Origin of the sequence: Vibrio lentus (assembly GCF_002875945.1) — a bacterium.
Classification (GTDB): Bacteria; Pseudomonadota; Gammaproteobacteria; order Enterobacterales; family Vibrionaceae; genus Vibrio; species Vibrio apostichopi.
Window position 1 is genome coordinate 68,928 of the sequence record NZ_MCZK01000121.1, and the last position, 13,774, is coordinate 82,701.

Here is a 13,774-nt window from a genome sequence, read left to right on the forward strand (position 1 = left end):
TTTAGCAGTCTAAAAATGTATCTGTGACGAAATTACGAACCGTAGCCCAGTACCAATTCAGGTAGGAACAAGCTTAGCTCAGGGATAAAAGTAACGGCCATTAGTGCAGCGATAAGCGCCGCATAGAATGGCAGCAACGGTTTGATGACTTTATCAATGGCAATGTTGGCAACCGAACAACCGATGAATAGCGCACTACCTACTGGCGGCGTACAGATACCGATAGCTAGGTTGAATGTCATCATGATGCCGAAGTGAACAGGGTCGATGCCTAGATCCAATGCGATCGGTAAGAAGATTGGTGTGAAGATCAGTACCGCTGGTGTCATATCCATGAAGATACCCACAATCAGCAGAATCACGTTGATAATCAATAGGATCATTAATGGGTTATCAGAAACCGCCAGTAGAGCATCGGCAATCATGTAAGGCACATCGGCGTTTGCCATTGCCCAAGACATGCCCATTGATGCACCGACCAATAACAAAACAATAGATGTCGTTACCGCAGACTCAAGGATGATCTTTGGAATATCGCGCCACTTAACTTCACGGTAGATAAGTACCGCGAGAACAAAGGTGTATACAACCGCAATCGCAGAAGCCTCAGTCGCAGTAAAGATACCGCCAATGATGCCACCCATGATGATGCCGATCAGCGCTAGAGATGGCGCCGCTCTTAAGAAGGTATTCCATACCACCGACATTGAAGGTCGTGCGGCGATTGGGTAACCACGACGTTTCGCGATAATGCCAGCCACGAGCATGATACTTAGCCCCATGATGAGACCTGGGATGTAACCCGCTAAGAACAATGCTGCGATTGAAGTGCCACCAGAAACCAAAGAGAAAACGATCAAGGTATTACTTGGTGGAATCAAAAGACCGCTAGGGCACGAAGTAATGTTAACCGCCGCAGAGAAGTTTTCATCGTAGCCATCTTTCTTTTGCAGAGGAGACATGGTGCCACCTACTGCTGCCGCCGATGCTACCGCTGATCCTGAGATCGAACCAAACATCATGTTTGCCATCACGTTTACGTGTGCCAATGAACCCGGGAGACGACCGCCCAACACTTTCGCGAAGTTGATCAAACGCAGCGCAATGCCGCCTTGGTTCATGATGTTGCCCGCCAAAATAAAGAACGGGATTGCTAATAGAGCGAAGTTATCAAGACCTGCTGCCATGCGTTGAGCGACTACAGCAATTGCTGGTTCAAGCGGTAAGCTCATTAAAATTGTTGCTAATGACGATAAACCGATAGCAAAAGAGACCGGTACACCGATTGTAAGCAGTACAGCGAAACTACCGAATAATGTCAGTATTACTTGCCATTCCATTGTGAAATCCTTCTATCAATCAAGTTGAGATTCGGTGACTAAGTCGTCGCCAGATATTAATTTTTGAACACATTCGTAGGTAAATACGGCGGAGTAAAAAATCATCAAAGCGCCACTGATAGGCAAGCAGAAATAGATGTAACCCATTTCTAAACCAAGTGCGGGTGTCAGTTGCCCCATGGCGAGTGTTTTAGCCGCTAACTGGCTTCCACCGTGAACCAGGACAATATAAGAGAAGGTTGCAATGGCGATTTGAATAACGATTTGGTTAATGAGTTTGCGTTTACCCGTTAACTTCATCGTCAGTAGGTCAATAGCTAGGTGACGTTTCAGGCCTGTTGTGTAGGCGGCGCCAATGAGAGCAACCCACATAAAGAGGTAACGAGCGAGCTCGTCAGTAACGGTACTTGGTTTACCAATGACGTAGCGGGACAAGACCTGCCAGATCACACACAGCACTAAAAAAGACGAAAGAGACACAGTAAAGGCGGCCAACCCTTTATTTATATAACTGACCAATTTATTCATTTTTATTTCCTTTCAACAAAGTTGCGTATCTCATAACAATTGGTTTACCAATGTAAGGAATTGTTTCTATGTAGGGTAGGTACGCTCTAAAATCTGGCTGAATCATAAGCTATTCAATCTAAATGTTGCGTGATCGAATTCACAAATGATTTTGGTTGACCAATTTGTGGGTTTTTATTGTGATATTGGTCAATCAATTTCAATTTCAGCTTTGACGAGTCAATTTTTGATCGCCAATATGAGCCCATAACAAAAAACACCCTACACATTGGATAACCAATCCACGGAGAATAAGAATGATGATGACGCGTAAAACTCTGATTAGTGCTGTTGTCGGTGCTGCTTTCACTTTTGGTGCAACAGCTTCTGCTTATGCAGCGACAACGTTAAAACTGAGCCATAACCATCCTCGTGACCATGCGGTGCATGAAGCGATGACGTTTATGGCGAAAGAAGTGCGAGAATTGACTGATGGTGAAGTACGTATTCGTATTTATCCTGATGCTCAGCTAGGTACACAGCGCGAATCGATGGAGCTAATGCAAAATGGTGCATTAGATATGGTGAAAAGTAATGCTGCTGAATTAGAAGCTTTTTCTCCTGCTTATTCATCATTCAACATGCCTTACTTGTTCCGCGACCAAGCACATTACTACAGCGTAACGGACGGTGAAGTAGGCCGTGACATTCTAAACTCTTCTCGTGATAGCGGCTTTATTGGTGTGACTTACTACGATGCAGGCGCTCGTAGCTTCTACACCAACAAACCAATCAACACGCCAGAAGATCTAAAAGGTTTGAAAGTTCGTGTTCAGCCAAGCCCATCAGCGATTGCGATGGTGAAAGCATTAGGTGGTAACCCTACGCCACTAGCTTACGGTGAGTTGTACACGGCGCTACAACAAGGTGTTGTGGATGCAGCAGAAAATAACATCCCTTCATTCAGCTTGAGTCGTCACAGTGAAGTGTCTAAATACTTCAGCTTAGACGAGCATACAATGGTTCCTGACGTGCTGGTTATCTCAACGAAAGCATACGATAAACTGACCACAGAACAACAAGATGCATTAATGAAGGCGGCAAGTGATTCGTCAGAATTGATGAAGAAACTTTGGGCTGAATCGGAAGCAAAAGAGCGTGCTAAAGCTGAGAAAATGGGCGTAACGTTCGTTGAACCAGACAAAGCAGCGTTTGCGCTAGCGGTTCAACCAATGTACGACGCATTAGAAACATCGAACCCTGAATTGAGTGCGCTGATTGACCGTATTCAGTCTGTTGAGTAATAAGCAAATCCAGAATAAATAGTAATACAAAAACAAGGTGTTACTGCATTTTGGGATATAGAGGTTGACCAATTATTTTTGGTCATTATGATGGCGAGAGAAATATAATGGAAAAAAGTGACAATATCATCATGATGCCTTTCGAGCCGAAAAGACCTTATCAGGAGATAGGGTTAGTACTAAGAAGAGAACTGATTGAAGGCCTTTACAAGGTTGGAGATAGGTTGCCTCCAGAACGCGATATTGCTGAGCGTTTAGACGTCAGTCGAACGGTCGTGCGTGAAGCGATCATTATGCTGGAGCTTGAAAACTTAGTTGAGGTGAAAAAAGGGTCGGGTGTTTACGTCCTGAACATTCCAACTCATTCTCGCGAGAATGTGATCAGCGATGATGCTGGTCCATTCGAGATGTTGCAGGCCCGTCAATTACTGGAAAGTAATATCGCGGAGTTTGCGGCAACTCAGGTCACTCCGAGCGACATCATTAAGATGCGCTCTGCACTCGAACTCGAGCGCGAAGAGCTTGCAAGCGGCACTACCGATTGCAGCGGAGATGAAAAGTTTCACATGTGTATTGCAGAGGCCACGCAAAACTCTGTGTTAGTCGATATGTTGAAACAATCCTGGGATCGACGCGAAAAGAGTCCAATGTGGAATAAACTCCACTCTCACATCAGTGGTCAAGATTACCGTGAAGAATGGTTAGATGATCACGCTCGTATCCTCGCCGCCTTACAGCGTAAAGACCCTGTCGCTGCTAAGAACGCAATGTGGCAACACCTTGAGAATGTTAAACAGCGTTTGTTAGCGTTGTCAGACATTGATGACCCAAACTTTGATGGTTACTTATTCAGTTCAAACCCAGTGGTGCTGCTTAGCACTGAAAGTTAGTTCTGAAAGCTAGCGTTGAATTCAGCCACGAGATTCCACTTGAAGGCTGATTTATTCACTAGGTTATTAATAAGTAGTCGTCTTTAGACCGGCGTAGACCGGTACTATCTCGGGCAGTAATTTTCATTGCTGCCATTAAGAAGTCGTTATTGCATTTAGCTTGATTAACTCGAGCCGGCTAAGTGCGTCTTAAAGAAAGGTAAGTCTCATGGAACAAACGTGGCGTTGGTACGGCCCTAATGATCAAGTTTCGCTAGATGATATTCGTCAAGCGGGCGCAACTGGTATTGTGAATGCACTGCACCATATTCCAAATGGTGAAGTTTGGACAAAAGAAGAAATCCTGAAGCGTAAAGCCATCATCGAAGAGAAAGGTTTAACGTGGTCGGTAGTAGAAAGTGTGCCTGTTCATGAAGAGATAAAAACTCAAACTGGCAACTACCAGCAATGGATTGATAACTATAAGCAAACTCTGGCTAACCTTGCTGAGTGTGGCATTGACACAGTTTGCTATAACTTCATGCCAGTGTTGGACTGGACGCGCACAGATTTAGAATTTGAAATGCCAGATGGCTCGCGCGCATTGCGCTTTGACCAAATAGCATTTGCGGCATTTGAACTGCATATTTTGAAGCGCCCGGGCGCACAATCGAACTATTCAGAGTCAGAACAAGTACAAGCGTTGGATTACTTTAACAACATGACGCCAGAGCAAATCCAACAGCTGACCAACAACATCATCGCCGGTCTGCCGGGTGCTGAAGAAGGCTATACGCTTGAAGCCTTTCAAGCACAGCTAGACCGCTATGCGGGGATCAACAAAGATAAACTACGTGAGCACATGTCTTACTTCCTTACTGAGTTGATGCCAATTTGTGATGCGAGTGGTTTGAAGATGGCGGTTCACCCAGACGATCCACCGCGTCCAATTCTAGGTTTGCCTCGCATCGTTTCAACTATCGAAGACATTGATTGGTTGACCGAAAATGTACCGAGCAAAATGAACGGTTTGACGATGTGTACAGGTTCATACGGTGTTCGTGGCGATAATGACCTGGTCAATATGATCAAAAAGCACGGCGACCGAATTTACTTTACGCATTTGCGTTCTACTAAGCGTGAAGAGAGCAACCCAATGACATTCCACGAAGCAGCGCACCTAGATGGTGATGTGGACATGTACAACGTTGTGATGGCTATCTTGGATGAAGAGCACCGTCGTGCAGAGGTGGGTGACCATCGCTTGATTCCAATGCGTCCAGACCACGGTCACCAAATGTTGGATGACCTAAAGAAAAAGACCAACCCAGGTTATTCGGCGATTGGTCGATTGAAAGGGCTAGCAGAAGTTCGCGGATTAGAAGTCGCACTCAAGCGTGCTTTTTACACGAAGTAACTCTTAAGCTTCGGTTTTAAATACCGTTTAAAAACCAGAACTCATGTTCTGGTTTTTTTGTATCTGCTCATAGCAAAGCCTGTGTTTTGATACCAAAACAATCACGCCCCTAACTTATTAAAAGCTAAGGGTGTTTGTCCGGTTTGTTGTTTGAAAAAGGCAATGAAAGCGCTGTTCGAAGAGAACTCTAAATAGTGCGCTGTGTCGGTAACAGTTCGGTTTTGAGCAAGTAGCTCGATCGCCTTGATCAACCGCCATTGTTGACGCCAATCTTGATAGGTCATGCCGGCTTCGGCTTTAAATAGACGAGTGATGGTTTTACTACTCGCTCCAACGGATGACGCCAATACATTCAACGGGGGGACGATAAAATCAGCTTTGTTGACTTGTGCGCAAAAACGCGCCAATCGTCGGTCTGTTGGGAGTGGAAGCATTAAGGTTTGGTGCGTTAAGGAATGAAACTCTTCCCAAAAAAGCGCAGACGTATTGAGTGTCTTGTGCTCCGTGATATCCCATTCCCATAATGCGATTTTATTGATCAGCGCTTTCAGTAAGTCGTTAACTTTAATCGTTGTGATCTCTTGTGGGCACTCAAATACATCGGTATCAAAATACAGAGAACGATACGCGACTACGTTGGTCATTTGCGCTCGGTGTGGAACATGTGGCGGGATCCACACAGCCTTAGTCGGAGGCAGAATACACAAGGCATTATCCAGTGTTAAGGTAATGCAACCTTGCGGCGCATAAAGTAATTGCCCTTTGCGATGCTGATGAATACCTGAATCATGCTGTCCTAGCTCTGCCGCTATTCCCACTACGCTTGCTTTAATGTTATCGGCATCAAAAGCACAGCTGTCATCGATAAATGCCATTTGTCCCAATCTTGTTGTTTTTGGTTTTAATGTTGTTAACGAGCCAAGGTTAGTTTCCTCTAGACTTCCCGTCAAGTTCACTGGTCTTGGAAAAATGATGAAAACAAAACCTTCTTTATGGCAAATGGTACTGCTGTTGATGTTCCCTCAAATCGCAGAAACCATTTATAGCCCGACTCTGGATTCAATATCGAAATCCTTTGATGTCAGTTACACACAAGCGGCTCAAACCCTCTCGATCTACTTCTCTGCATTTGCGTTGGGTGTGGTGGTATGGGGCGTGTTAGCGGATAAATGGGGACGTCGTCCCACTATGTTATTGGGGATGGGGTTATTCGCCTGTTCAGCACTTATTGCCATGCAAACCGACAGTTTTACGTGGTTGATGATAGCAAGAGCAATGGGCGCTTTCGGACTTGCTGTTGGCTCCGTAGTCACTCAAACCATGTTACGAGATGCCTTTAGTGGCACTGAGTTAGCCAAGGTGTTTGGTTACATGGGCATGGGGCTGTCGATTAGCCCAATCATCGGGTTGCTACTTGGTGGTCAATTAAGCCAAGCAGGTGGGCATCAATATGTGTTTATTGCCTTGTTTATTATGGTGTTAGCGTTGTTGGTACATAGTCTATGGTCGCTGCCTGAAACGCAACAATCTAAGCAGCCGTTGCAATTAAAATCGCTCAGTATCCACATGATTAAAGACGGTGATATTTGGGTATCGGCACTGCTTGTCGCGTCGTTCAATATTGCGCTGTTTTCGTATTATCAACTGGGTTCATTCACCTTCTTACAGCTTGGATTTAGCATCGAGCAGTTTGGTTATAGCGGTGTCGTGCTTGGGTTCGGAACCTTGTTGGGAAGCTTGGTTAATAAGGCGCTATTGAAGCGACAAGTTTCATCTATCTCTTTGATTGGTCTGGCGGCAGGGCTTCAAACGGTAGGCGCAGTGGGTGTGTATTTTTCACAGCACACGATCTGGTTCTTGCTTCCGATGATGTTGGTGGTTATGGCGTTTGGTATTGCGATTCCTAATGTATTGAGTCGAGCCTTGGTGCGTTACCAATCTCAAGCAGGAAGTGCAGGCGCACTGTTTGGTTTGATGTATTACACCTTGATTGGTTCAGGGCTCGCTTTAGCGGGAATGATTCAAGATCTAGGTGTGGTGCTGGTACTTTGTGGTGCGTTATCTGTGTTGGTGACGATACGCAGCCGACTCTAGATTTAACGGTAAGTCTCTCATTCATATTGATAAATTCCGCGTCTTATTTGATGCGGAATTTATCATTTTATCCCTTCGTAAATTTGGATATTGACATGGGTAGAATGATCGCTCTACTATATAGGTAGAACAATCATTCTACCTATAGTCAGGTATAAGAGATCCGCATGTTAAGAGAACAAATTGCAGAGAGCCTTGAGGTTGCGTTTAGTCAGCATGGTTTTGCAGAACCGAGTGTCGCTCAACTGAAAACGGCGTGTAATGTTAGCCTACGTACGCTCTACAAACATTATCCATCGAAAGAAGCGATGATAGTGGGCGCTTTAGAGCACCGTCATCACCGCTACCTAAATTTCCTATTAGAAAATGCGCCTGCTGATGGCTTGGCATCCATGTTAGATATCTTCGACAAGTTACAACAATGGATGGAAGAGTATGCACCACACGGTTGTATGTCGATGAATGCGATGGCTGCCTTTCCTGACAACGAGATAATTAATCAAGCTGTTACTGAACATAAACGAGAAGTAAAAGCACTTCTGGGTAAGCAGAGTCAACGAGACGATCTGGCTTCAGAGCTTTTTCTACTTCATGAAGGTGTATCAAGCGCGTGGCCAGTATTAGGCGAAGAAGCGGTGACATCAGCACAGAATATGGTGACAAAATTACTCAAGGAAACACGATGAAATTCGAACTACCGAAAACAATGAAAGGCGTAGAGATGTTGGGTCACGGCGGAGCAGAAATGCTTGGCTACCGCGAAGATATCGCTGTTCCTCAAATTGAACCTAATGAAGTGCTGATCAAAGTGATGGCCGCAGGTGTGAACAACACCGACATCAACACACGAATCGGTTGGTACTCTAAAAGTGATGACTCAGGCGACGCAAGTTGGTCGGGTGAAGCGTTGAAGTTCCCTCGTATCCAAGGTGCTGACGTGTGTGGTTTCATCGTAGCAGTGGGTAATGAAGTCTCTGCTGATCGTATTGGTGAGCGTGTTCTTATCGAACCTTGTTTAACCGAAGTGTACGGACGAGATCTACCACAGCCGTGGTATTTCGGTTCTGAGTGCGATGGTGGTTTTGCTGAATACACAAAAGTGGCAGCGAAACACGCTTATGCGGTGAACAGTTCTATGTCGGATGTTGAGCTAGCGTCTTTCCCATGCTCTTACTCAACGGCAGAAAATATGCTGACTCGCGCTAATGTGGCTGACGGTGATCGCGTACTTATCTCTGGCGCATCGGGCGGTGTGGGTTCGGCGGCGATTCAACTGGCCAAAGCGCGCGGTGCTTACGTGATTGCAATTACTAGCCCAAGCAAAAACCAACAGTTACTTGAATTGGGTGCTGATGAGGTGATTGCTCGTGATGCTGATTTGGTTGAGGCTTTAAGTGCAAACAGTGTACATGTGGTTATCGATTTGGTTGCCGGTGACAAGTGGCCTGAGTTTCTTGAAGTCTTAAAACCGCATGGTCGTTATGCCGTATCTGGCGCAATTGGTGGTGCGATGGTCGAGCTTGATGTTCGTACTCTGTACCTGAAAGACCTTAGCTTTTTTGGTTGCACGGTTTTGGAACCTCAAGTATTCCAAAACTTGGTTAATCGCATTGAGAAACAGCAGATCGGCGCAATTGTCGCGGAATCTTTCCCATTGGCTGATATCCATACAGCACAAGATGAATTCTTGAAGAAAAAGCACGTCGGTAAGATTGTACTAGAAGTAGCAGAGCGCTAGTTTGAGTTAGCTTCACGATTTAGATTTATGGAAGAGCGAGCAAGCGTTATTTGCTCGCTCTTTTTGTTTCTGGCGAATGCCGGGGGCTTGGTATAGCAAGCCGTTGAGTAACAGATCCTATACAGCTGAAAAATTAATGATTCATTTATCACTGTGTGGTTTATGAGTTACCTGTGCGATAATCACCGCCGTTATATATCCCGATCTATGTTGTATTCATCTAGGAGCCGTATTGATGTTTAAAAGGGTATTGCAGGCACTATTTTCCCCTTTCGTTGCTAATCAAAGTAAGCAAAGTCATTCTTCAGAAAGTGTCTCCCAACAAGCTACATCTCAACAAACGACCTCTGAGCAGAAAAACGTTAAAGCAGAGCAAGTCACTCCTCGCACTTCAATCTTTGTTCCGCCTTCGTCCGCTCAGCCATCATCATTAATTGTCGATAAAACGATAAGCCTTCACGATGGTGAGTTTCTTGATTATCTGTTTGGAGAGTCACGCCTGAGAACAGAGTCAGACCCATTTAGCGACTTTGTGGCTTGCCAAATCGAACGCTTGATTCGTTCTCCGAAAGCGTTGCTTAATGAGTTGCCTGTTATGCCTGCCTCCGTCACTACATTAATGGGTGAACTACAGAGCGACGAATTTGATGTCGATGCACTACTAACAGTGATTGAGCGTGAGCCGAGTATGGCAGCCGATGTGATTAAATTGGCTAACAGCGCATTCTACAAACGCAGCGAAAAACAGGTTACTGACTTAAAAACCGCTTTCCTAACCATGGGCTCTCAAGGGCTAATCGAAGGCGTGGTGAATTCTTATATGAAGAACTTCACGCCGGGCAATAATATTTACTGGCGTCATTTCGGTGAGAAAATTTGGAACCATAGTGTTCAAACCGCGTCTTTTTCTAGGGAGCTAATGAAAGGTTCTCAAGCTCAAGAAGACCAAGCCACAGCCTACTTCGTTGGATTGATTCGCAACCTGGGCAAGATGATCATTTTCCAAATGATGGTCGAAGCTTTCAAGCATGTCGACCCTTCAGTGCCGCCCAACTCGTTGGCATTGAAGCGCCTGATGAACAGCTATTCTATTCGTCTTACTTACACTATTGCTAAGTTTTGGGATCTGCCGGAATCAGTGCTGACAGTGATTGGTTATCAAGAGTCGAGCCGATACGAGGGTACACCACTTGGCCAAGCGGTGTTTGAGGCGAACTACTTAAGTGAGCTGCAATATTTGTTGGAAGCGAAAATGATTACGGCTGAAAATTTTGAAACCAGATGCCAACAAACTTTAGTCACGCCTACCGCTTATCTTGTGGCTAATCGTTTACTGAAAGAGTCCGAGATAGCACTTGTTGGCTAAGTGAATCTGGCTAAGATATAAAACAAATCGCCCCTCGAAGTGAGAGGCGATGGATTTTAAGTTTGCTTAAGCAGACAAGCAGCAGACAAGCAGCAGACAAGCGAAGCCGAGGCTGACAAGTAGAAAGTAGATGCATCACTGCAGTGTTGCGATGTTTATTGGATCTCAGCCAACTCTTCCATTAAACGGTCACGCTCTTCAAGCTCGTCTTCGATTTTACGTTGGTACTTTTTCACCTTCTGAGTCTTACCAGACTGTTCCGCTTCTTCGAGATCTTCTCGGTATTCAGCGAGATCTTCTTCACTCGATTCTATTTTTTCAGCGATTTTGTCTTTTAAGCCGTCATTGGTGCAGTTAGCTTTCACTTCTTTTAGTGCTTTGGTTAAGCCATCAACCTTGTGTTGATTGCCGTATTCCTTTGCTTTGTCTATTTGATACTCGATTTCACAGCTTTTTCTCTCACAGCCGGATAAGTCTCCACACTGCGAACCCGCAAAACTATGGAATGATAGAACGCACAGAGACAATATTGAGCTCTTTAGAAGTAGTTTCATGCTTTAACCGTTTGATTTATAAATTGAGTTTAGATTGTCCGATGTTATCAACAACACGAATAATTAGTTTGGCTCAACGTCACTTAATTTCCAGTCCGCCAAAGCTCTAATGTGTTTAGGGCCGATACCACAACATCCACCGACGATACTCGCACCCAGTGCGTGCCAGCGTTTTGCGTAAACTAAGTAACCTTGGCCATCCAGTTCACGCATTTCTTGAAGCATGTCATTGGCTTCATGTTCGTTACTGATCGGCGCAAAGTTGTTCGCATAGACACCGATTTCCAGATCACAGTCTAGTTCTTCAATTACTTTTTTAGTATCGATAATGGCTTGACCCATCACTTCAGGCACTGAGCAGTTAAACATAATGCCTGCTGCGTTGGATTGGCAGGCCAGTTTGATGGCGTCTGTTACGCTTTCGCCAGAACGAATGTTGGCAGAATCGTCCTTGGTGTCTTCCAAACTGAATGCGTAGTAACACGGCTTATCGGATTGCTTGAGTACCGCATGAATGGATTCTAATTCTTGCAGGCTACAAATCGTTTCCGCGATCCAAAGATCGATGTTTGGATCTTGAGCATCGTAAAGGGTTTGAATGATTGGCGCTGCTTCTTCTACCTTGAACAAGTCAGGTCGGTAGCTGCCAAATGGCGGTGGAATCGCGCCCGCAACTTGTACGATGTGAGAAGCATTGGCAGCAACCGCTTTAGCCAGCTCACCAGACAGTGCAGCTAGCTCAAAGCCTCGTTGTTCAAAGAGCTCTTCACCCAAGTGAAAAGGCACACACGCATAGCTGTTTGTGATTAGGATTTCAGCACCTGCATCAACAAAGTTTTGATGCGCTTGGCTGACAAATTCGGGTGCTTCAATCAGCGCTTGAGCGCTCCAAAGAGGCTGTGAGAATGGCGCGCCAATTTCTTTGAGTTCTCGGCCCATGCCGCCATCAAGTATGGTTAGTGTTTTCATATTCAATACTATCTAAACAATTGCTGAAGTTCTGCCGCCACCATATCAGACAACTTTGTCAGACAGAAGCCATCAAGCCAAGGTTCAACTATTGATGAGGGAGTTTCGTTATACGCCGTCTAGCGGGCTAATCGTGCCGCTAAAGTGTTGCCCAATAACGTGAGTGTATATCTGAGTTGTCTTAACATCACTGTGCCCCAGTAGCTCTTGAACCGTTCTGATATCGGAGCCTGACTTTAGAGGTTGCTCAATAACTTGATTGTACAGATAGGCTAGAGCATTGAGGGCAACCTTTTGAGTATTGATGGCGACTTTTTGTTGATTAGCTAAATGAGAAAGAAAGGAGATAACTTCAGCGGCATGCATCTGTTCAGGGTGTTTAAGCTTATGAAAATGAATGAAGTATTTTATCCAGTGACAGTAGGCTTTGATTGTCTTGCGACTATAGCCTCGCATCGTCATATGTTCGCAAATTGCCTGCATGAATTGACTCGCCATATATCCCCCTTCTAAAAAGCTGTGCATACACACAGTTTATTGGAAGGGGGATAAATCATGGCTTAAAAAAGAGTGGTTTTTAACTATAGTTGGGCTCGAATAGAGCGATCAACCACTTTTAAGGTGTTGATCAATAACTAACTCAATGAGAAGTACAGAGCGATAACGAGCCTTTCGTCGGCAGGAATGTGTGCTTGCACGAATTCGTACCAAAAATTTTAAGTTTTTCTATATTTTGTATATATTATTCAGTTGGTTATAGGCAATCTTTTTGATATGTTTAGCGAAAGAATTCGTGCTCACACGATATTAAAATGTTATGTGAATTGTGAATTGTGAATTGTGAATTGTGAAATTGGGAGTATTTGATAGATGTTAGAGAGAAGTTCATGGCTGGACTAGAGCAAAGAGAATCGGTTGATAGTAAAACTGAAAAAGAACGATTTCGTGAAGAGTTTCTTGCCTATGAGCTGAAACTTGAGGAACAGTTCAAAAGAAAGGAAAAATGGGAACGAGAAAAATATGTACGCTCTAGTTTCATAAATTCTTTAGTAATTACTTTAACTATCGTGACTGCTGCAACTGCAACGTTTACGTATTACATTCAAGATAAGAAAGAACAAGAAATTGATTCGGTATTGGCTCGTCAGGTGACGCTTTCTTCCCAAGAACTCCAGAAGATGTCGGTTGAAGCAGAAATTAAGTTGTCTTCGTTGATTCAAGAACTTAATGCTCAGAAAGATGCTATAGCGAATATTGAGGTTAGTGATGATAAATCTAACTTGAATCAGCAAGTAGCTAAAGATCTTGCGTCTATGAGTGTCAGGGTTGCAAATGCTGAATCTGAGCTTAGAACTCTTAATCAAGCCAAGTTACCATCAAAATTAGCTATGATTGAAGAATCAATACAAGGTTCTACGGAGCAAGTGTTGTCAGTACCAATGATCAGGAATGATTTTAAGAATTATAAAAGCATTACTGAGAAAGAGATTTTGCGTCTGGAAAAAGGAATTGAAAAACTAGAAAGTCGATTAAATTTCTTCGTAACGACCACTGTTACTTTGTCTTTAGGTATTTTTGCAGCAGTAGCGGCTCCAATTGGCTTTGTTGCGTAATTC

Annotated in this window: 14 protein-coding genes; 8 read left to right on the forward strand and 6 right to left on the reverse strand. The window is 44.3% G+C overall.

The features are described from left to right. Positions 1 to 32: 32 nt before the first annotated feature. Together BCT49_RS13700 and BCT49_RS13705 are read right to left on the reverse strand one after the other, a co-directional pair. Positions 33 to 1,340 (reverse strand): TRAP transporter large permease, encoded by a 1,308-nt coding sequence (locus BCT49_RS13700; RefSeq protein ID WP_102435914.1) that lies wholly within the window; start codon positions 1,338 to 1,340, stop codon positions 33 to 35. A gap of 15 nt (positions 1,341 to 1,355) precedes the next feature. Beyond that, positions 1,356 to 1,868: a TRAP transporter small permease gene (locus tag BCT49_RS13705; protein WP_198595861.1), complete on the reverse strand. Its 513-nt coding sequence runs from the start codon at positions 1,866 to 1,868 to the stop codon at positions 1,356 to 1,358. A 299-nt stretch (positions 1,869 to 2,167) separates the two neighbouring features. Here BCT49_RS13705 and BCT49_RS13710 point away from each other — a divergent pair, with 299 nt between their 5' ends. From BCT49_RS13710 to uxuA, 3 genes are all read left to right on the forward strand, one after another. Then, positions 2,168 to 3,151, forward strand: coding sequence for a TRAP transporter substrate-binding protein (locus BCT49_RS13710; RefSeq protein WP_102435940.1), 984 nt, complete (start codon positions 2,168 to 2,170; stop codon positions 3,149 to 3,151). Positions 3,152 to 3,258: 107 nt separating this feature from the next. Next, entirely contained in the window at positions 3,259 to 4,041 is a 783-nt protein-coding gene (locus tag BCT49_RS13715) for an FCD domain-containing protein (RefSeq protein WP_102435918.1), read from the forward strand. A 208-nt stretch (positions 4,042 to 4,249) separates the two neighbouring features. After that, positions 4,250 to 5,437: a mannonate dehydratase gene (gene uxuA / locus BCT49_RS13720; RefSeq protein ID WP_102435920.1), complete on the forward strand. Its 1,188-nt coding sequence runs from the start codon at positions 4,250 to 4,252 to the stop codon at positions 5,435 to 5,437. A gap of 101 nt (positions 5,438 to 5,538) precedes the next feature. Here the strand turns inward: uxuA and BCT49_RS13725 are convergent, their stop codons facing one another. Further along, positions 5,539 to 6,312, reverse strand: a complete 774-nt coding sequence (locus BCT49_RS13725; protein WP_102435922.1) for an AraC family transcriptional regulator — start codon at positions 6,310 to 6,312, stop codon at positions 5,539 to 5,541. A 97-nt stretch (positions 6,313 to 6,409) separates the two neighbouring features. Between BCT49_RS13725 and BCT49_RS13730 the strand changes: the two genes are divergently transcribed. From BCT49_RS13730 to BCT49_RS13745, 4 genes are all read left to right on the forward strand, one after another. Further along, positions 6,410 to 7,531 carry a multidrug effflux MFS transporter gene (locus BCT49_RS13730; RefSeq protein WP_102435924.1) on the forward strand — a complete coding sequence of 374 codons (1,122 nt, stop codon included), beginning with the start codon at positions 6,410 to 6,412 and terminating at the stop codon, positions 7,529 to 7,531. A 167-nt stretch (positions 7,532 to 7,698) separates the two neighbouring features. Further along, on the forward strand, positions 7,699 to 8,217 hold the full coding sequence (locus BCT49_RS13735) for a TetR/AcrR family transcriptional regulator (RefSeq protein WP_102435926.1): 519 nt from the start codon (positions 7,699 to 7,701) through the stop codon (positions 8,215 to 8,217). Continuing rightward, positions 8,214 to 9,269: an alcohol dehydrogenase family protein gene (locus BCT49_RS13740; protein WP_102435928.1), complete on the forward strand. Its 1,056-nt coding sequence runs from the start codon at positions 8,214 to 8,216 to the stop codon at positions 9,267 to 9,269. Before BCT49_RS13735 ends, BCT49_RS13740 begins: the two co-directional genes overlap by 4 nt. 235 nt (positions 9,270 to 9,504) lie before the next feature. Continuing rightward, a complete protein-coding gene (locus BCT49_RS13745; RefSeq protein ID WP_102435930.1) occupies positions 9,505 to 10,635 on the forward strand; it encodes an HDOD domain-containing protein in 1,131 nt (376 codons plus the stop codon). A 155-nt stretch (positions 10,636 to 10,790) separates the two neighbouring features. Here the strand turns inward: BCT49_RS13745 and BCT49_RS13750 are convergent, their stop codons facing one another. The 3 genes from BCT49_RS13750 to BCT49_RS13760 form a co-directional block, all read right to left on the reverse strand. Then, positions 10,791 to 11,189, reverse strand: coding sequence for a DUF1090 domain-containing protein (locus tag BCT49_RS13750; protein ID WP_102435932.1), 399 nt, complete (start codon positions 11,187 to 11,189; stop codon positions 10,791 to 10,793). A 63-nt stretch (positions 11,190 to 11,252) separates the two neighbouring features. Beyond that, entirely contained in the window at positions 11,253 to 12,158 is a 906-nt protein-coding gene (locus tag BCT49_RS13755; protein WP_102435934.1) for a homocysteine S-methyltransferase family protein, read from the reverse strand. Positions 12,159 to 12,266: 108 nt separating this feature from the next. Then, complete coding sequence (locus tag BCT49_RS13760) at positions 12,267 to 12,656, reverse strand: site-specific integrase (RefSeq protein WP_102435936.1); 390 nt, start codon at positions 12,654 to 12,656, stop codon at positions 12,267 to 12,269. Positions 12,657 to 13,045: 389 nt separating this feature from the next. On the opposite strand from BCT49_RS13760, the gene BCT49_RS13765 reads away from it, so the two are divergent. After that, positions 13,046 to 13,771 carry a hypothetical protein gene (locus tag BCT49_RS13765; protein ID WP_102435938.1) on the forward strand — a complete coding sequence of 242 codons (726 nt, stop codon included), beginning with the start codon at positions 13,046 to 13,048 and terminating at the stop codon, positions 13,769 to 13,771. The last annotated feature ends 3 nt before the right edge of the window (positions 13,772 to 13,774 follow it).

What these genes read in the sequence shown, in the direction of transcription:
- BCT49_RS13765 (WP_102435938.1), top strand. Translation starts at nt 13,046, where the DNA reads ATGGCTGGACTAGAGCAAAGAGAATCGGTTGATAGTAAAACTGAAAAA.
- BCT49_RS13745 (WP_102435930.1), top strand. Translation starts at nt 9,505, where the DNA reads ATGTTTAAAAGGGTATTGCAGGCACTATTTTCCCCTTTCGTTGCTAAT.
- BCT49_RS13730 (WP_102435924.1), top strand. Translation starts at nt 6,410, where the DNA reads ATGAAAACAAAACCTTCTTTATGGCAAATGGTACTGCTGTTGATGTTC.
- BCT49_RS13735 (WP_102435926.1), top strand. Translation starts at nt 7,699, where the DNA reads ATGTTAAGAGAACAAATTGCAGAGAGCCTTGAGGTTGCGTTTAGTCAG.
- BCT49_RS13700 (WP_102435914.1), bottom strand. Translation starts at nt 1,340, where the DNA reads ATGGAATGGCAAGTAATACTGACATTATTCGGTAGTTTCGCTGTACTG.
- BCT49_RS13725 (WP_102435922.1), bottom strand. Translation starts at nt 6,312, where the DNA reads ATGGCATTTATCGATGACAGCTGTGCTTTTGATGCCGATAACATTAAA.
- uxuA (WP_102435920.1), top strand. Translation starts at nt 4,250, where the DNA reads ATGGAACAAACGTGGCGTTGGTACGGCCCTAATGATCAAGTTTCGCTA.
- BCT49_RS13760 (WP_102435936.1), bottom strand. Translation starts at nt 12,656, where the DNA reads ATGGCGAGTCAATTCATGCAGGCAATTTGCGAACATATGACGATGCGA.
- BCT49_RS13715 (WP_102435918.1), top strand. Translation starts at nt 3,259, where the DNA reads ATGGAAAAAAGTGACAATATCATCATGATGCCTTTCGAGCCGAAAAGA.
- BCT49_RS13710 (WP_102435940.1), top strand. Translation starts at nt 2,168, where the DNA reads ATGATGACGCGTAAAACTCTGATTAGTGCTGTTGTCGGTGCTGCTTTC.
- BCT49_RS13755 (WP_102435934.1), bottom strand. Translation starts at nt 12,158, where the DNA reads ATGAAAACACTAACCATACTTGATGGCGGCATGGGCCGAGAACTCAAA.
- BCT49_RS13740 (WP_102435928.1), top strand. Translation starts at nt 8,214, where the DNA reads ATGAAATTCGAACTACCGAAAACAATGAAAGGCGTAGAGATGTTGGGT.
- BCT49_RS13750 (WP_102435932.1), bottom strand. Translation starts at nt 11,189, where the DNA reads ATGAAACTACTTCTAAAGAGCTCAATATTGTCTCTGTGCGTTCTATCA.
- BCT49_RS13705 (WP_198595861.1), bottom strand. Translation starts at nt 1,868, where the DNA reads ATGAATAAATTGGTCAGTTATATAAATAAAGGGTTGGCCGCCTTTACT.